This window comes from Kribbella sp. NPDC048837, from assembly GCF_055586945.1.
Window position 1 is genome coordinate 342,137 of sequence record NZ_JBVJHF010000004.1, and the last position, 17,174, is coordinate 359,310.

Consider the following 17,174-nt stretch of genomic DNA (forward strand, 5'->3'; position numbering starts at 1 on the left):
ACCCTTGCCGGAGGTTTCCGCATGCCCCCCGATACGTCCGACACCCTCCAGGCCGAGAAGGACTACCTGAAGACCTCGCGCGCCGCGCTGGCGGTGATGCGGGAGAAGACCGGCGCCCTCGAGGTGCACAGCGCGGACCGGGTCAACCAGGAGTACCTGCAGGCCGCCATCTGGCGGCGGATGAAGGAGCTCGAGGACGACCCGGACGTGCCGCTGTTCTTCGGCCGGCTGGACTACCTCGAGCCCACCGAGGAGACCTTCCACATCGGTCGCCGGCACGTGAACGACGAGCTCGGCGAGCCGCTGGTGGTGGACTGGCGAGCAGACATCTCGGTGCCGTTCTACCGGGCCAGCCGGACCGAGCCGATGGGTGTCGGGGTACGCCGGCGGTTCGGCTTCACGCATGGCGACATGACGGCCTTCGAGGACGAGGACCTGACCTCGAGCGCGCCGGCCGACGAGCACAGCGACATCCTGGACGCGGAGATCGAGCGACCGCGGTCCGGCCCGATGCGCGACATCGTGGCGACCATCCAGCCGGAGCAGGACGTGATCGTCCGGGCCGGCGTCGACGACACCATCTGCGTGCAGGGGGCGCCGGGGACCGGGAAGACCGCGGTGGGTCTGCACAGGGCGGCGTACCTGCTCTATGCGTACCGCGACCAGCTCAGCCGGGCCGGAGTGCTCGTGGTCGGGCCGAACGCGAGCTTCCTGCGCTACATCGGCGACGTGCTGCCCGCACTGGGTGAGATCGAGGCGAAGCAGACCACGGTCGAAGAGCTCGTCGCCCGGGTGCGGGTCGCGGGACCGGGTCCCGCGGCGGTCGACGTACTCAAGGGCGACGCGCGGATGGCCGAGGTGCTGCACCGGGCGGTGTGGTCGCAGGTGCAACTGCCGAAGGAGGCGCTGGTCGTACCGCGCGGCGCCCATCGCTGGCGGGTGGCGGCGTACCAGGCGGAAGAGCTGGTCAACGAGCTCCGGACCCGCGGAGTCCGGTACGGCGCCGGCCGGGCGATGCTGCCGCAGCGGCTGGCCCATGCCGTCCTCCTGCGGATGGAGGCGGCGGGCGACTCCCCGGACGACCGGGTGCAGGACTCGGTCGCGCGGAGCCGACCGGTCAAGCAGTACGCCGAAGCCCTCTGGCCGGCCATCGACCCAGCGAAGCTGCTGTTCCGCCTCTTCACCGACCCGGAGCTCCTGGCCGAGCACGCCGACGGCATCCTGACGCCCGAGGAGCAGGCGATGCTCACCTGGGAGAAGGCACCCCGCTCGGCCGGTGCGGCGAAGTGGTCCGTCGCGGATGCCACTCTGATCGACGAGATCGCCGATCTGGTCGACCGTACGCCGTCACTCGGTCACGTGGTGCTGGACGAGGCGCAGGACCTGTCGGCGATGCAGCTCCGCGCAGTCGGCCGACGCTGCTCGACCGGCTCAATGACTGTGCTCGGCGACATCGCCCAGGGCACCACTCCGTGGGCCACACCGTCATGGGACGAAGCCCTGAAGCACCTGGGCAAGTCCGGCGCTCACACCGAGGAGCTGACCGCGGGCTTCCGCGTCCCCGGCCAGGTGATCGAGTACGCCGCCCTCCTGCTGCCCTCGATCGCGCCACACCTCACCCCGCCCACCGCCGTACGACGAGCGCGCGGTGAGCTCACCATCTCCCGGGTGCCGGACAGCCTGGCCGCCGCGGTCACGACCGCCGACGAGGTGTCGGCCCGACTCGGCTCGATCGGCCTGATCGTCCCGGACGCGCTCGTGTCCGCGACCCGGAAGGCCCTGCAGGACAAGGGCATCGTCTTCTCCGTCCTGGGCGACGAGGACGACGTCGACGCGCATCTGGATGTCGTCCCTGCCTCGTTGGCGAAGGGCCTCGAGTTCGACCACGTGGTCCTCGTGGAACCGGCCGGGATCGTGGCCGGCGAGGCCGACGAGCGGACCGGCCTCCGCCGCCTCTACGTCTGCCTCACGCGTGCCGTCACCTCACTGGCGGTCCTGCACAGCGAGGACCTCCCCCAAGTACTAGAAGCCGCGCGACCCGCCTGACCGGCGCGAAGAGCGCCGGGAACTGCCGCTGGTCGACCAGCCGTCGCTGTCCGCCTGCGCTATCTGCGGTTCGCTTCAGTCGGCGGCGGCGGTGAGGTAGATGTCCTCTTCGCGCTCGAGTTCCTCGACGCGCTGCAGGGCCGAGTCACGCCAGAGCACGTACAGCAGGCCGAGCACCGTCAGCGACAGCACGGCGGCCAGCAGCGGCAGATAGCCGACACCGATCGTCTGGATGACCAGACCGCCGACCACAGCGGACAGTCCGGCGCCCAGGTAGATCGCGGAGGCGTTGAGCGAGATTAGCAGACCACCACCGAGCTCCAGCAGCAGGTTCTGGATCGGTGGGTTGAAGGCCCAGGTGAACATGCCCCAGACGAACAGAGCCGCACCCGCGCCGACCTCAGTGCTCGCTGTGATGTCCAGAGTGCTGACAACAGCGGTGATTCCGATCAGCAACACCAGGAGCGTGCGCAGACTGCCGAACCGGTCGGTCGCGCGTCCTCCGACGAGGTTGCCCAGCACCGCGCCCACGCCGTACAGGAGAAGCAGCAGGCCGGCCGCGTTGCCGGACAGTCCGGCCGTGTGCTTCAGCAGCGGCACGATGTAGATGTAAACGCTGAACGCGCCGAGCACTGCGAGGACTGTCATCGCGAGCACGATCTGTACCCGCCGATCGGTCACACCGGCGAACCGCTCACGCAGTCCGACCACCGGAGGCGCGTCCACCTTCGGGAGCGCGGCACGCTCGACGATGGCGACCAGTACGGCGATCACTGTGATCAGCGCGAAGACACCCTTGTAGCCGAGCGTCGGACCGAGCAGGCTCCCGGCCGGTACGCCGAGCACGAGAGCGAAGGTCAGTCCGCCGAAGACGATGGCGACCGCTCTGCCGCGTTCCTCCGGTCGCATCAGGCCGGTGGCGAACAGCGTGGCCGCCGGCGTGTAGACGGCGGCACCGAAGGCGGCCACCACCCGGCCGACGAGCAGCACCGGGTAGTTGGTGGCGACCGCGGCGATCAGGTTGCCCAGCGCGGCCAGGACGAGCGCGGCGATCAGGAGCGTACGGCGCTCCCACCGGCCGGTCAGCGTGGACAGGATCGGCGCACCGATGGCGTACGACAGGGAGAACGCGGTGGCGAGCTGACCCGCGGCCGTCAGCGAGACATGGAGCTCGGAGCTGACGTCGGGCAGCACACCGGACACGACGTACGCGCTGGTGCCGACCGCGAACGCACCGGCGCCGAGCAGGTAGATCCGTGCGGACATCGAGGACCTTCCGGACGAGTTCGAGTAGTTCGACGCTGATCGTACTACGAAGATCATCGAACTTCGACCGATATCGTATTATTGAGATATGACCAGCAAGGAACTCCCCCAGCCCGCGCGCGACGAGATCCAGGTCGCGACGGTGCTCCAGGCTCTCGGTGAGCCGGTGCGGCTGCAGATCGTCCGCGCGCTCGCCGACGCGCCCGAGGGCATCGCCTGCGGCGACATCGAGCTCCCGGTCACCGCGTCCACCCGGGCCCACCACCTGCGCATCCTGCGCGAGGCCGGCGTCCTGACCACCCACACCGAAGGCACCCGGCGGATCAGCAAGCTCCGCCGCACCGACCTCGAGGACCTCTACCCCGGCCTGCTCACCGGCATCCTCACCGCCCGTCAGTGACGGCCCGCACACGCCGGGTGAACCCGCACCGCAACCGCAAGCTCCCGGTCGGTTGATCGAGCGGTGGTTGTAGGGGTGCGACTGGCAAACTGTGGCAGTGGTCGAGCTTCGTGCGCGGTGGGACGAGCTGGTGCCCGGCTCGGACTCGCTGGCCGACGAGCTGGTCGCCAGGTACGTCGAGCGAACCCGGCGGGCCTACCGGGACCACTACCTCGACGTCGTACTGACCGCCCTGGACTCGCTCATCCAGCTCTCCACCGACCCGACCTCGGTCCGGCTGGCAGCCTGGTTCCACCGGGCGGTGCACGAACCCGGCGGGACTCCGGCCGAGGACGCTGAGACCTCCGCCCGGCTGGCCGAGGAGCTCCTCCCGCGGTACGGCGTACCCCCGATCCGGATCGCCGAGGTCGCCCGCCTGATCCGCCTCACCGGCGACCTGGCCGCTCCCCCGCCGGACTCCTACGCACCACCGCGCCGCGACGCGAACGGCGATGTACTGCTCGATGCCGTCAACGCCATCCTCGCTGCCGACCCCAGCCGGTACGCCGTCCACACCGCCGAGGTACGCCGGGACGCGGGCGACCGCAAGGCCGCCCTCGAGCAGCGGTACGACGAGGTCCGCGAACTGCTCGACGGCCACCTCTACCGCACCCAACTGGCCCGGCAACGGCTCGGTCCGGTCGCCCGCGTCAACCTGGAGTCCGAGCTCGCCGGACTGGACAGCCAACTGCCCGCACCTTGGCGTGGCTGGCAGCAAGCCGGACTGACCGCCGTCGCCACGTTCAGCGCGATCGCCTCCGCCGTGGTCGCGATCGCAGCGTCCGGCGCGTCATGGCAGGTCCCGACGCCCGAGAGCGAAGTCGGTTGGCCTCCCGTCGTCCTGGCGGCCGTCGCGTTCTTCAGCGCACCACTGCTGTTCCGCTGCGCCCGCAGCGCCAGCCAGCGCTCTCGGCTCATCGCCGGCGCAGTGGTCGCGATCGCCGTCACCGGACTGCTCGTGGCCTGGGCACAGGTGCCGAGGACCAACCCGGCCATCGGTGTGGGCCTGCGAGTGCCGCTACTGATCTCCGCCCTGCTGCTCCTGCTCGTGGCCGGCCTCGCGGCACTGGTCGCATCCCTCCTGCGCACGAGAACAGCCCGCTTCCTCCCAGCCCGCAACCTCGGTCAGCAGCTCGCCTGGCTCGCAGTGCCGGCAGCGATCGCACTGATCCTGCTGCTGATCGTGCAGCCCTTGTCCCGCAACTACGTGCTGAGTTCCAACGAGCGAGTGGAAGGCACACCGAACGAGCCGGGCAAGGCGTCTCCCTCGATCCTCGACGGCTCGGTCGCGTGGGTCAGCAAGTCGCTGCCCGGCGCCGGTGCCGAGGGCGCGATCGGCACCAGGTACGGCGTCGCCATCTCGCGGCAGAGTGGCGAGGTCGAGATGCTGGACGCCGCCACCGGCGAGCTGCGCTGGCGCTACAGCCGCTCCGACTCCGACGAACAGCCGAACATCGTGGCCACCGGAAACGGCAACTACGTGCTGGCCGAGTTCGCCGACGTCGGTTACCTGCTGCTCGACGCCAAGACCGGTCAGCGCAAGGCGGCCTGGCCCGGCCGGACCCGTGACCACCTCATCCAGCAGGCCGAGCCACTGCTGACCGCCGAGCCTTCGTCCAGCGGCTCAGGCAAGCTGCACGGCGTCGACCCGGACGGCCATGAGCGGTGGACGTTCGAGCCGGGCGACTGCACGGATGTCGGCGCGGTCGCGACCGCCGAGACTGTGGTCGCGTTCCTGGGCCACAGCTGCAACGACAAACCCGACGAGATGACCGCACTGGATCTGCAGACCGGGAGGCAGCTCTGGACCAAGACATCCGCCGACACCTACCGGCGACCGGTCGTCGTGGGTGGACTGGTCGTAGTGGCCGAGCCTGGCGGCGACTCCGACGTACCCGTCGCTCTGACTGCTATCGAGCCGCGGACCGGTGACATCCGCTGGCGCTGGCCGGTACCGCGGACCTGGGCGTGCCGGACGCTGCTCAACGCGGCGGGCAAGTACCTGATCATCGTGGACTGCCCCGGACCGAGCAGCCTGGAGAACCGCCGGACCGTGGTCACGGCCGTCGACGCCAACACCGGCCTGACCGATTGGCAGGCGACCGCACCGGTCAGTCCGCGCGTCAAGGTCACCGTCACCGCAGACGGCCGGGTGATCTCCCTCGGCCGCGGCGCATCCGGCTGCGTCGCCAATGTGATCGGCCGCACCGGCTTCCGTCAGGTCCCGCTGCCTACCGGCATCTCCTGCGGCCGCGACCCCCGCGCCATCGGCAACCTCGTCCTCACCTCAGGCCCCGACACCGTCATCGCCCTGCGCTGATCTGCTCCTCGGCCGACGCGAGCAGCTCGACGATCCGGGTGCCGAAGGCGACGTCCACCGGGTGGGGCTCGCCTGAGTCGGCTGCCGCGACCAGTTCCTCGGCGGCGAGTTGCATCGCCTCGACCGCGGACGTCTCGCTGTCAGGCAGGAGCGCCGTACCCGTCTCTCCCCAGACGCCGGTCTCGAAGTGGCTGCCGGCCGGCGGAGCGGACAGTGTGATGCTGGCGGTGCTGGTGGCACCGGACTCGTGGTTGAGGACCAGGTGGACCAGACCGTCGGCACCGCCGACGGCGGTCAGGTCGGCGATCGGGCCGAGCATCGCGGTCAGGTTGGACAGGGCGTGCGGGCCGACGTCCCAGATGGCACCGCGCGGCTCGCGTCGCCAGGGTGAGTCGACGAGCAGCTTGCCCGGTTCGTCGAGGGCGGCGAGCATCCGGGCCCAGCCGCCTTTCCAGCCTCCGCGGGCCTGGAGCTCCGCGAAGAACGTCCGCAGCGCCGGCTGGAACCGGCCGGTCAAGAACACCACCGACGCGATGCCCTCGTCCGCGGCCTCGTCGGCCAGGGCCCGGGCGTCGTCGAGCGAGTCCGCGACCGGCTTGTCGAGGAGCAGATGCTTGCCGATCGCGGCAGCCTCCAGCGCCATCGACGCCTGCACCTTCGGCGGTACGGCGAACGCGACCGCCTCGACCGACTCGAGTAACTCCGCGTAGTCGTCATACGGCGTGACGCCGAGCTCGCCCGCGATCGCGGCGGTGGTGTCCGGATGCCGGCCCCAGACCCCCACCAGCTCCACCCCGGAGGCGGCCGTCAGGCCCGGTCCGTGCGTCCGGCGCGCCCACGGACCGGTGCCGACCAAACCGAACCGCATCTCTTCTCCGATCCGCCGCAGATGTGATCTGCACCGCAATTCCAGTGCTGCAATTCGATGCCTGACGCACCCATCGAAGCGGCAAGGTGACGAGCCGATATCGCTTTGGCCACGACCCTATCCGGGAACCCCGGATCGGTCGTGGCGGGCTCCCACGGGGTGCGAGACTCCCAGCCATGGACCTGCGCGACCAGTGGAATCGCCTGCTGCCGCACGCGCAGCCGTTGGGCGAGGACCTGCTGGCTCGTTACGCAGAGCAACATCGCCACTATCACGATCAGCGGCACCTGACCGAGGTGCTGCGGACCGTCGACGAGCTGGCCGATTCCGCCGACGACCCGGACACGGTGCGGCTGGCGGCGTGGTTCCACGACGCCATCTACGACCCGCAGGCCGACCCCGGCGAGAACGAGGAGGTCTCGGCCCAGCTGGCCGAGCTCGAGCTGGCGGCGTACGGCGTCGAGGCCGAGCGGGTCGAGGAGGTCGGCCGCCTGGTCCGGCTGACCGCCAAGCACGACTGCGAGCCGGACGACCGCAACGGCGCGGTCCTGTGTGACGCCGACCTGCGGATCCTGAGCCTGGCCCCGGAGCGGTACGACGAGTACTCCGCCGGCATCCGGCAGGAGTACGCGCACATCGCCGACCGGGACTTCGCCCGCGGCCGGATCTCGTTCCTCCAGGGCCTGGCCGAGACCCGGCTGTTCGCGACCGAGCGCGGTCATGACGAGTGGGAACAGGCGGCCCGGGAGAACATCACCCGGGAGGTCGAGTCCTGGGGCCCTAAGGCGGCCCGGCCGATCGGCGGGCTGATCCCGATCGTCTACTTCGGTGCTGCCCTCGGCGCGGTCGTCGCAGCCTCGGTCCTGTTCGGCCGTGGCCTCGGCGCGGCCGCCAAGTGGCCCGCCAACCCGGACGAGGTCAGCGGCTTCCCGGTCTGGGCACCGATCGCGGGTACGGCGCTGTCGGCCGCCCTGGCGTGCGCGTGGTTCCGGCGCGCTGAGCGGCGACTGGTCACCATCCCGGCGGTGGTGTTCGCAGTGGTCGGCCTGGTCGCCGTCGGCTTCTGCTGGTGGCGCTGGCCCGCCGCGCAGCCCGGTGCGGCCATGTCCGAGCGCTGGCCGTACCTGATGCTCGCGTCGGTCGCTCTGGTGCTGGCCGGCGCACTCCTGGCGTTGGCGAGACGGCTCCGGCTCGCACCGCCATACGCGCAGGCTCCGCCGCGGCTGCTGGGTGTCGGCGCCACTGTGGTCTGCGGGGCGCTGCTGGCGTGGGTCGTGGTGTCGGCCGGCGAGCCGTTCGTGCAGGCCCGGCTGGAGACCGCCAACACCGTCAGTACGACGACCACCATCGAACCCAACCAACTCCCGGTGCAGCTCGACGGGACGCTCGCCTGGAGCCGCGAAGTGCCCGCGACGGGCGCCATCGCCGGTACGGCGGGCGGAGTGGCCGAACTGCGCTCGGACGGCGTGGTCATGTCCGACGCGACCACCGGCCAGATCCGGTGGCGGTACTCGCGGGCCGACGTACAGGACGCCGCGTCCAGTGGTTCCAAGGGTCTCCTGGTCTCCGCCGATGGCCGGACCGTCGCGGCACACCTTCCGAACGCCGACTACCGCGAACCCGCGGGCGTCGACCTGCCGACGTACGCCGTACTGGATGCGGTGACCGGCAAGGTGCTGACCGAGGTCCACACCGACGGAACCGCACTGGCCGTCGACCAGAACCAACTGCTCGTCGCGGAGGACAACTACGTCGTGGCGCACGGCGTGAGCAGTCCGACCCACTGGCGGACCCAACTGCGCTGCAACGTGACCCAGGGCGAGCTGATGGGCGACCAGGCGGTCGTCGTCGATGCGTGTGGTGGCAACGGCGCCGTCGTTCGCGGTCTGGACCTCAAGACCGGCGACCAGCGCTGGGAGGCCGACCTGGGGAGCCAGTTCGACCTGAGTGCCGAGCTGGATCCGACCACGTGGGTCGGCGATCTAGTCGCCGTACCCGACACCCGTGAGGTGTCCGGGCTGATCTGGACCGGCGCTGCAGGTGGAACGCTCTACCAGTGGTCCGTCGACGTCGGCGAGGGCCGCCTCCTCTGGACGACCCCGGTGCCCGGCACACCGCGGCCCCGGCTCGGGTCCTCGTCGTGCGACGCACAGCTCGCCGCCACCCACGCCTCACTCGTCCTGATCACCTGCCGGAACACCACCGACCCCGGGCAGCCGCAGACGTATGACGTGTCCGCGCTGAGCCCCGCGGACGGCACACCGCAGTGGCACCACCTGCTCGAGGTGCCACCGATGCTGCAGCAGCCGGAGTACCCGCGGGACGGGTTCAGCATGTTGCCGGACGGGCGAGTGGTCACGCTGATGCCGCAGCGGAACGGCAGCTGCTCACCGGTGATGATCGGCACCACCGGCGTCCAGCCGCGCCCGATCCTGGCCGGCCCGACCGCGACATCGGTGGCCGCGTCCGAGGAAGTCACCTGCAACAAGCCGGCCGTCACCGTCGCCGGCGCCCGCCCGATCTTCTCCGACGGCTCCAGGCTCTTCGCCTTGAACTGAGGCCCGGGAATTTCTGTTGCTCCGGGCAGCGTTCCTACCTACCGTGATCCGCATGTTCCGCGTGGTTTTCGAGTCCGACCTGTCAGGCACCGGCCTGACGGGCGCTCCCACGTGGGCTGCGTCAGTCGATTCAGCCGTTCTCACCGGCGCGCGAATCCGACCCTCCTCCTGCTGATCAGGACCCGCGGAGGAGGGTGGCCCGCACCGGCCCCCTCCGCGCGGTGACAGCGCCGCGGAAGGCTTGCCGGAGGGTCCTGGCTCTCGCGAATCTTCTGACCAGCAAAGGAAAACTCATGGCCAAGAGCCAGTTCGTGCGGACCAAGCCGCACCTCAACATCGGGACGATGGGTCACGTCGACCACGGCAAGACCACCCTCACGGCGGCGATCACCAAGGTGCTCGCCGAGCGCGACCCGGGCGTCAACCGGTTCGTCGCGTTCGACGGCATCGACCGGGCGCCGGAGGAGGTCGCGCGCGGGATCACCATCAACATCTCGCACGTCGAGTACGAGACCGCGACCCGGCACTACGCGCACGTCGACATGCCCGGGCACGCCGACTACGTGAAGAACATGATCACCGGCGCCGCCCAGGTGGACGCCGCGATCCTGGTCGTCTCCGCCCAGGACGGCGCCATGCCGCAGACGCGGGAGCACGTGCTGCTCGCGCGCCGGGTGGGCGTGCCGTACCTGGTGGTCGCGCTGAACAAGGCGGACACCGTCGACGACCCCGAGCTGCTCGACCTGGTCGAACTGGAGGTCCGTGAGCTCCTGTCGGAGTACGGCTTCCCGGGCGACGACGTACCGGTCGTGCGCGTCTCCGGCCTGAAGGCGCTGGAGGGCGACCCGAAGTGGACCGCCGCGATCGGCGAACTGCTGGACGCGGTCGACTCCTACGTGCCGGTGCCGGACCGCGTGCTCGGCGAGCCGTTCCTGATGCCGATCGAGAACGTGCTCACCATCAGCGGCCGCGGCACGGTGGTCACCGGTGCGGTCGAGCGCGGTTCGCTGAAGCTCGGCGACGCGGTCGAGGTGGTCGGGCTCGGTCCGACGGTCACCAGTACGGCGATCGGGATGGAGACGTTCGGCAAGACGCTGGAGTCCGCGGAGGCGGGCGACAACGCGGCGGTGCTGCTGCGTGGAGTGAAGCGCGACGAGGTCCGTCGCGGCCAGGTGGTGGCGTTGCCGGGCAGTGTGCGGCCGCACCGGAAGTTCCGGGCGACCCTGCACGCGCTCTCGACGGCCGAGGGTGGTCGGCACACGCCGTTCGCCGCCGACTACCGCCCGCAGTTCTACTTCCGTACGACGGACGTCTCCGGTGGCATCGACCTGGGTGAGATCACCCTGGTGATGCCCGGCGACACCATCGACCTCGGCGTAGAGCTGGAGAAGCCGGTCGCCATGAACGTCGGCCTCGGCTTCGCCGTCCGCGAAGGCGGCCACACCGTCGCCGCCGGCACAGTCACCGAGCTCCTCGACTGACCCAACGGCCCTCAACCTCACTCGGTTGGGGGCCGTTGCCCTTTCCGGTGACGCAACCCGGAAGCGGTCAGCCGACGAACGATCTCCCGGCTGGACACCGGGACCGCGCCGGCGGCGATCAGGTCGTCGTAGCGATCGCTGGGGACGTCGTAGTGGTCGCGGTCGAAGCCGCGGGCGGGAATGCCGGCGGCCTTGGCGAAGGTGTGCAGCTCTTCGTACGACTCGTCGCTGACCAGGTGGGACCAGAGTCTGTCCCACGCGGGCCAGGCCGGTGGGTCGATGAGGATCATTCGCGCGCGTCCTGGGCGTCGAGCAGGTTCCGCCAGGCACGGACGAAGCGCGAGTTCACGTAGGCCTTGGTCCACGAGCCGTCCTGGCGGACCGACGAGCCGACGTGGAAACGCCGTACGCCGCTCTGGTACAGCCACGGGACGTGCTCCGGCTGCAGTCCGCCGCCGGCCATCATCACACTCGCGACCGCGGGGTCCTCCTTGGCCAGCTTGCACAGATCGTCCAGCCCGTGCCCGACTCCGATCGACGACCCGGCCGTCAGCACGCAGTCCAGTCCGGGCAGCGACCGCAGCGCGCGCCACGCCGACGCCTGCTCGAGTACGGCGTCGATCGCGCGGTGGAAGGTCCACGGCGTACCGGCGAAGGTGCTGACCAGCGCACCCACCGACTCCACGTCCACCACGTTGTCGGGAGTCAGGAACCCCAGCACGAATCCGTCCGCGCCGGCGGAGAGATACGACTGCGCCATCGCGGTCAGCCGGTTCAGCTCGGCGCCGTTGAGCGTGAAGGAGTCGGTCAGCCGCAGCATCACCCGCAGCGGGAGATCGGTCGACCGCCGGATCGCACTGACCGTCGACACCGACGGCGACAACCCGTCCGCCTCCATCGACGCACACAGCTCCAGCCGGTCCGCCCCACCCTCCTGCGCCGCCTCGGCATCCGCCGGATGCAGCGCGATCACCTCCAGCAACGAAGCCATACCCGTCATCATCTCGCACCGCCGGTCAGACCCGGCGGAAATAGGTGTTGCACTCTCCGAGGGTCTTCTGTATCGTTTTTCTAGATCGATTTAGAAGAACGATACAGAAGGGCGGCGTGAGATGGCGGGAGTGACCTTGAAGACCGTGGCGAAGGCCGTCGGAGTCTCACCGTCGACCGTCTCCAACGCCTACAACAAACCCGACCAGCTGTCCGCCGCCCTGCGCGAGCGGATCCTGAGCACCGCCCAGGAGCTCGGGTACGCCGGACCGGACGCCTCCGCCCGCGCGCTGCGCAGCGGCAAGGCCGGTGCGGTCGGGGTGCTGTTCACCGACAAGTTGGCCTACGCCTTCTCGGACCCCTACGCGGTCGGTTTCCTGGCCGGCCTGGCCGAGGTCGCCGAGGAGTTCGCCACCAGCCTGCTGCTGATGCCACTCAGCTCGACCGATATCACCGGCGGCAGCAACGCCGTCCAGCAGGCGGCCATCGACGCGGCCGCGATCTTCTGCGTCCCGGGTGGTCACCCGGCGCTGGAGATCCTCGCGAACCGCGGCATCCCGGCGGTCTCCACCGACCGCGGCGACCACCCGGACCTGTCCTGGGTCGCCATCGACGAGGTGGAGGCGGCGGCACAGCTGGGCGAGCACCTGGCCCGGCTCGGTCACCGCGAGATCGTCGTCCTGGTCGACAACGCCGAGGCGGCCGGCGGCCGTCCGGTGGAGCTGAGCCTGGACGAGGTCGGCTACACCGACTGCGAGCTGCGGATCCAGGGCCTGCAGAAGTCGATGCCGGACGCCCGGCTGCGGATCGTCTCCGGCGGGCACAACGCCTTCACCTCCGGGGTCGCCGGGGCCGAGTGGGTGCTCGACTCGCAGGACCGGCCGACCGCGATCGTCGGGCTGAGCGATGTCCAGGCACTCGGCGTGATGGAAGCGATGAAGGTGCGCGGACTGGTCCCCGGACGGGACCTGACCGTGGCCGGCTTCGACGACATCCCGGCGGCCGGACCGGCCGGACTGACCACGGTCCACCAGCCGATCAAGGACAAGGGCCGCGCGGTCGGCCGGATCCTGCTCGACCCGTCCACCACGGAGCGCCAGCTTCTGATGCCCACCGAGCTGGTCGTCCGCGCCAGTAGCGGACCCGCACCGAAACTCTGACAACCACACAACACACCCAGGACCCACTCGGGTTCCCGGGTTGATACCGCACAACCTCCGACGGCCGCCCGGCCGCCGGCTGACCCACCACGCTCTCAGAAGGGAGCACACCATGACGTACTTCATCGCCGGCAACACCGCAGTCGAGAACGCTCGGGCCCTGTCGCAGTCGGCGCTCCCGAACGCTCCCCAGCAGCCGTACGAGGAGCCGGCCCCGCGCCGCACGCTCACGGTCCGCACCCGGCTCAGCGCCGTACTGCGCACCGCCGCCGAGCGCGAGCTCCGCCTGGCCGACCGCCTCGACCCGGCACCCACGTGCCCGTCGCCGGCAAGCTGACCGCACCACCACAAACCCCACGTCTCCTGCGAGGCGTGGGGTTTTGTCGGTTCGATCTGGCACCCTGAAGGGCGATGAGTGAGCCTGGGGTGTTGCTGACCGCCCGAGCCATGGTGCTGCACGACCTGGCCGCGCGGGGATTCGACGATGCCGTGATGGTGTCGCTGCTCGAGGACGCGGTGGCCGGGCGGCAGTGGTGGCTGGACCAGTGGCCGGACGGCGCGGAGCACATCGCCGGACTGGTCGCCCAGGACGTCCAGGACCGCCTGGTCGACTCCGGGGTCCGTTGGCCGCGCTGCACCGCCTGCGACGACCTGCACGACCACGAGCTGCGGATCGAGCCGGAGCTCGGCCCCGACCCGCACTGGGTCTGCGAGCGCGCCGGGATCGACGTAGCGCCCCTCGGCCACCTCACCTGACACCACGCGAGCCTGACATCACCCGAGCCTGACATCACCCGGGCCTGACACCAGGCGAACCTCCGCCGGACCGCACCGACCCTGGTTCCGCACGTCCGGGCGATACCTGATTGTCCTACATGTAGCAAGACTACTATTGTCTGTCTACATGAACCTGCTGCCCGCCCTCAGACTGGTCGCCGGCCTGCACGCCGTCGCGATCTGCCTGCAGCCGATCCTCGCGGGCGTCTACCTGAACGGCTCCGGTCCCGCGATGCGGCTGCACGAGCCGATCGGCCTGGCGCTCACCGTCGCCGGCCTCCTCCAGTTGCTCATAGCAACGATCTGGTGGCGGTCCGGCGGCCGGCTGCTCGCACCGGCGGTGACCCTGCTCATCACGCTGGGCGAGGGCCTCCAGGTCGCGATGGGATACAGCCGCCAGCTGGCGATCCACATCCCGCTCGGCATCGCGCTCGTGGCGGCCGCGGTCGCCTTCGCGCTCTGGACCGCCCGCCAGCAAGCGGCGGTGACGGTATGACGACCACCGTCGCCCCGGTCGAAACGAAGGTACGCCGTCCGCGCGCCAGCCTGTGGGCACTCCGGATCACCCTCCTGTTGCACGCCGCCCTCGTCGGGGCGCAGCCGATCCTGGCCGGGTACTTCCTGTCCGGCAACGTCGACGCGATGAACATCCACGGCCCGATCGGGTCGACGGTCTGGATGGTCGCGATGATCCAGTTCGTCGTCGCGACGATCTACTGGCTCGGCGGCGGTGGTCGCGGCTGGCCGGCCCTCCTCACCGCGGTGTTGTTCGTCGCCGAGTTCGTCCAGCTCACCTTCGGCTACCTGCAGAACTTCGCCCTCCACGTCCCGCTCGGAACCGCGATCGTCATCACCGTCATCTGGATGGCCGTCTGGTCGTTCCGTCCCACCGCACGCCTGAGCCGCCGGGAGGCGAAGCGATGACCCTGTCCCGCCGCGGATTCCTGGCCGTTGGTGCCGCCCTCACCCTGACCAGTTGCGGAAGTGAGGCCAAGCCCGCCCAAGCTGGTGAACTCCTTCGCAGCAAGGCACCACTGCCAGAGCCGTTCAAGGTGCCGCTGCCCATCCCACCGGTGAAGAAGCCGGTCCGCACTGACGCGACCACCGACTACTACCGCGTCGTCCAACGCAAGGCGCGCCTGGAGATCCTCCCCGGCCTCAAGACCGAGGTGATGGGGTACGACGGCCTCCTGCCAGGACCCACGTTCGACGTACGGAGTGGGCGGACCACTGTGATCGAGCAGGTCAACGAGCTCGACTCGTCGACGGTCGTCCATCTGCACGGCGGTCACACACCGGCCTCGAGCGACGGCTGGCCGCTGGACCTCCTGATGCCACCGAGTGGAAGCCACGCCGGCCACCACGCGATGCCCGGGGGTGACGTGAAGACGGGCAGCCGCACGTACACGTACCCGAATGCCCAGCGGGCCGCCATGCTCTGGTACCACGACCACACGATGGATTACACCGCTCCACAGGTCTATCGAGGACTGTTCGGCGTACACCTCGTCCGGGACGACGAGGAGGACCGTTTGCCCTTGCCTGCGGGCGATCGGGAGATCCCGCTCGTGATCGCGGACCGTGCGTTCGACGAGAACGGCGCGTTCCTCTACCCGGTGGCCAAGGACGGCATCGGCGTCGAGCCGCAGTACATGGAAGGCGTCATCGGCGACGTGACGCTGGTGAACGGTGCGCCGTGGCCGGTGCACGAGGTCGACGCGGTCCGCTACCGGTTGCGGATCCTCAACGCGAGCAACGCCCGCCGCTACGAGCTCGCCCTCGACAAGGGTCCGGCGAAGTTCGTCCAGATCGGCAGCGATGGCGGACTACTGGACGCACCGGTCGAGCACGACACCTTGGTGATCGCGCCGGCCGAGCGCTTCGACGTGATCGTGGACTTCTCCCAGTACCAGCCCGGCGACGAGGTCACGCTCGTCAACAAGCTGGACGGCAACGCGAATGTCCTGCGTTTCAAGGTCGCCCGCAAGGCCGCCGACGAGAGCAGCATCCCGGCCAGGCTCTCGTCGTACGCCGTACTCCCCAAGCCGGCCGGTGTCGTCCGGCGGAAGTGGCGGTTCCGCCGGGGCGACGCGGGCGGGCACAAGGGGTGGACGATCAACGGCAAGCCGTTCGACCCGGCCGTGATGCAGGCACAGGTGAAGCTGGATCAGTTCGAGATCTGGTCGTTCGTCACCGATGTCCACCACCCCGTGCACGTCCACCTCGCGCCGTTCCAGGTGCTCGGCCGCGGCGGCGGCAAGCCCGGCCGGTACGACGCCGGCTGGAAGGACACCGTCGACGTCCGGCCGGCCGAGGTCGTCGACGTCCTGGTCAGATTCACCGCCCACAAGGGGAAATACCTCATCCACTGCCACAACCTCGAGCACGAGGACATGGCGATGATGGCGGCCTTCGAGACGATCTAGCGGACGCCTCGGGCCAGCGCCTCGGCGGCCTTGGCGCGCAGCGCGACCCGGTCGACGCCGGCGACCTCGAGGGCGCGGGCGACCCGGCCGCGCTCGGTGTCGAGCAGGCCGACCAGGATCCGGGTCGGGCCGATCCGGCCGGCGCCGATCTTCGGCGGCGCGTCCATCGCGCGCTTGAGCAGCAGCTTGGTCGACTCGCCGATGTGCGGGTCGCGGTGCTCGTCAGCCGTTGCCATCGGCAACACTCCGATCCTGACCGCGATCCCGGCGACGGCCAGGCTGTGCTCCCACTCGCGGGTCAGCGCGGCCCGGATCGCCTCCTCGGTCAGCCCGGCCTCGGCCAGCATCCGCGCCGCGGACGTGGTCCCGCTCGCGGCCAGCGCGAGCAGCACGTGCTCGGCCTCGATCGTCCGGGATCCGTCCCGGCGGGCCTCCTCGCGCGCGCCGCGGACCAGCAGCGCGCGGACGTCCTTCGCAGATTGGGACAGCTCATCGCGTCCGGGCGCATCCGACGGCATCAACGCCTCCTCAGGGCGACGCCGGCGGCGAGCAGCCGCCGGGCGTGTTTCTTGTGCACGGCCTGCCGGGTGACCCCCAGCACCTCGGCCACCTCGGACCAGCTCCAGCCGGCCCGCATCGCCTGCTCCACCTGGCTGTCCTCCAGCCGGTCGGCCAGCCGGCGCAACGCGACCACCGCGGCCAGGCCGGCCGCGGGGTCCTCGGGATCCACCAACTCGGTCATGTAAGCAACCTAGGTTGACAACACTCGCCTGTCAACCGAAGTTGCTAAAACCACCCTCTTGACACCAGCTGCCGCCTCTTCCTATATTCAACACATCGGTT

General features: G+C 70.1%; 17 protein-coding genes. 11 read left to right on the forward strand and 6 right to left on the reverse strand.

The genetic code is table 11. From position 1 onward, the window contains the following. The first annotated feature begins 21 nt into the window (after positions 1-21). Positions 22-2,046 (forward strand): HelD family protein, encoded by a 2,025-nt coding sequence (locus ACZ6O0_RS21715; RefSeq protein WP_465766764.1) that lies wholly within the window; start codon positions 22-24, stop codon positions 2,044-2,046. 75 nt (positions 2,047-2,121) lie between these two features. Here the strand turns inward: ACZ6O0_RS21715 and ACZ6O0_RS21720 are convergent, their stop codons facing one another. After that, positions 2,122-3,312, reverse strand: a complete 1,191-nt coding sequence (locus ACZ6O0_RS21720) for an MFS transporter (protein ID WP_465766765.1) — start codon at positions 3,310-3,312, stop codon at positions 2,122-2,124. Positions 3,313-3,400: 88 nt separating this feature from the next. Here ACZ6O0_RS21720 and ACZ6O0_RS21725 point away from each other — a divergent pair, with 88 nt between their 5' ends. Both ACZ6O0_RS21725 and ACZ6O0_RS21730 read left to right on the forward strand, forming a co-directional pair. Continuing rightward, positions 3,401-3,712 (forward strand): ArsR/SmtB family transcription factor, encoded by a 312-nt coding sequence (locus tag ACZ6O0_RS21725; protein ID WP_465766766.1) that lies wholly within the window; start codon positions 3,401-3,403, stop codon positions 3,710-3,712. 97 nt (positions 3,713-3,809) lie between these two features. Beyond that, positions 3,810-6,071, forward strand: a complete 2,262-nt coding sequence (locus tag ACZ6O0_RS21730; protein WP_465766767.1) for an outer membrane protein assembly factor BamB family protein — start codon at positions 3,810-3,812, stop codon at positions 6,069-6,071. On the opposite strand, the gene ACZ6O0_RS21735 is transcribed toward ACZ6O0_RS21730, so the two are convergent. Then, the gene (locus ACZ6O0_RS21735; protein WP_465766768.1) at positions 6,055-6,939 is read right to left on the reverse strand and encodes a Gfo/Idh/MocA family protein; all 885 of its coding nucleotides are present in this window, start codon (positions 6,937-6,939) and stop codon (positions 6,055-6,057) included. The two genes, ACZ6O0_RS21730 and ACZ6O0_RS21735, sit on opposite strands and share 17 nt — an antisense overlap. Positions 6,940-7,115: 176 nt before the next feature. Here ACZ6O0_RS21735 and ACZ6O0_RS21740 point away from each other — a divergent pair, with 176 nt between their 5' ends. Next, positions 7,116-9,497, forward strand: coding sequence for a hypothetical protein (locus tag ACZ6O0_RS21740; protein WP_465766769.1), 2,382 nt, complete (start codon positions 7,116-7,118; stop codon positions 9,495-9,497). A 293-nt stretch (positions 9,498-9,790) separates the two neighbouring features. Then, on the forward strand, positions 9,791-10,978 hold the full coding sequence (tuf, locus tag ACZ6O0_RS21745; protein ID WP_465766770.1) for an elongation factor Tu: 1,188 nt from the start codon (positions 9,791-9,793) through the stop codon (positions 10,976-10,978). A 17-nt stretch (positions 10,979-10,995) separates the two neighbouring features. On the opposite strand, the gene ACZ6O0_RS21750 is transcribed toward tuf, so the two are convergent. Beyond that, positions 10,996-11,268: a DUF4031 domain-containing protein gene (locus ACZ6O0_RS21750; protein WP_465766771.1), complete on the reverse strand. Its 273-nt coding sequence runs from the start codon at positions 11,266-11,268 to the stop codon at positions 10,996-10,998. Then, on the reverse strand, positions 11,265-11,969 hold the full coding sequence (locus tag ACZ6O0_RS21755; protein WP_465766772.1) for a copper homeostasis protein CutC: 705 nt from the start codon (positions 11,967-11,969) through the stop codon (positions 11,265-11,267). Before ACZ6O0_RS21755 ends, ACZ6O0_RS21750 begins: the two co-directional genes overlap by 4 nt. Positions 11,970-12,090: 121 nt before the next feature. Here ACZ6O0_RS21755 and ACZ6O0_RS21760 point away from each other — a divergent pair, with 121 nt between their 5' ends. From ACZ6O0_RS21760 to ACZ6O0_RS21785, 6 genes are all read left to right on the forward strand, one after another. Then, positions 12,091-13,128 (forward strand): LacI family DNA-binding transcriptional regulator, encoded by a 1,038-nt coding sequence (locus ACZ6O0_RS21760; protein ID WP_465766773.1) that lies wholly within the window; start codon positions 12,091-12,093, stop codon positions 13,126-13,128. A gap of 112 nt (positions 13,129-13,240) precedes the next feature. Next, a complete protein-coding gene (locus ACZ6O0_RS21765) occupies positions 13,241-13,465 on the forward strand; it encodes a hypothetical protein (protein WP_465766774.1) in 225 nt (74 codons plus the stop codon). 74 nt (positions 13,466-13,539) lie between these two features. Continuing rightward, positions 13,540-13,884: a hypothetical protein gene (locus ACZ6O0_RS21770; RefSeq protein WP_360374602.1), complete on the forward strand. Its 345-nt coding sequence runs from the start codon at positions 13,540-13,542 to the stop codon at positions 13,882-13,884. 148 nt (positions 13,885-14,032) lie between these two features. After that, positions 14,033-14,401, forward strand: a complete 369-nt coding sequence (locus ACZ6O0_RS21775; protein ID WP_465766775.1) for a hypothetical protein — start codon at positions 14,033-14,035, stop codon at positions 14,399-14,401. Continuing rightward, positions 14,398-14,829 carry a hypothetical protein gene (locus ACZ6O0_RS21780; RefSeq protein ID WP_465766776.1) on the forward strand — a complete coding sequence of 144 codons (432 nt, stop codon included), beginning with the start codon at positions 14,398-14,400 and terminating at the stop codon, positions 14,827-14,829. Before ACZ6O0_RS21775 ends, ACZ6O0_RS21780 begins: the two co-directional genes overlap by 4 nt. After that, positions 14,826-16,331: a multicopper oxidase family protein gene (locus ACZ6O0_RS21785; protein ID WP_465766777.1), complete on the forward strand. Its 1,506-nt coding sequence runs from the start codon at positions 14,826-14,828 to the stop codon at positions 16,329-16,331. Before ACZ6O0_RS21780 ends, ACZ6O0_RS21785 begins: the two co-directional genes overlap by 4 nt. On the opposite strand, the gene ACZ6O0_RS21790 is transcribed toward ACZ6O0_RS21785, so the two are convergent. Both ACZ6O0_RS21790 and ACZ6O0_RS21795 read right to left on the reverse strand, forming a co-directional pair. Then, a complete protein-coding gene (locus ACZ6O0_RS21790; RefSeq protein ID WP_465766778.1) occupies positions 16,328-16,849 on the reverse strand; it encodes a Clp protease N-terminal domain-containing protein in 522 nt (173 codons plus the stop codon). The two genes, ACZ6O0_RS21785 and ACZ6O0_RS21790, sit on opposite strands and share 4 nt — an antisense overlap. Beyond that, on the reverse strand, positions 16,849-17,073 hold the full coding sequence (locus tag ACZ6O0_RS21795) for a hypothetical protein (RefSeq protein WP_363691921.1): 225 nt from the start codon (positions 17,071-17,073) through the stop codon (positions 16,849-16,851). Before ACZ6O0_RS21795 ends, ACZ6O0_RS21790 begins: the two co-directional genes overlap by 1 nt. Between the last annotated feature and the right edge of the window lie 101 nt (positions 17,074-17,174).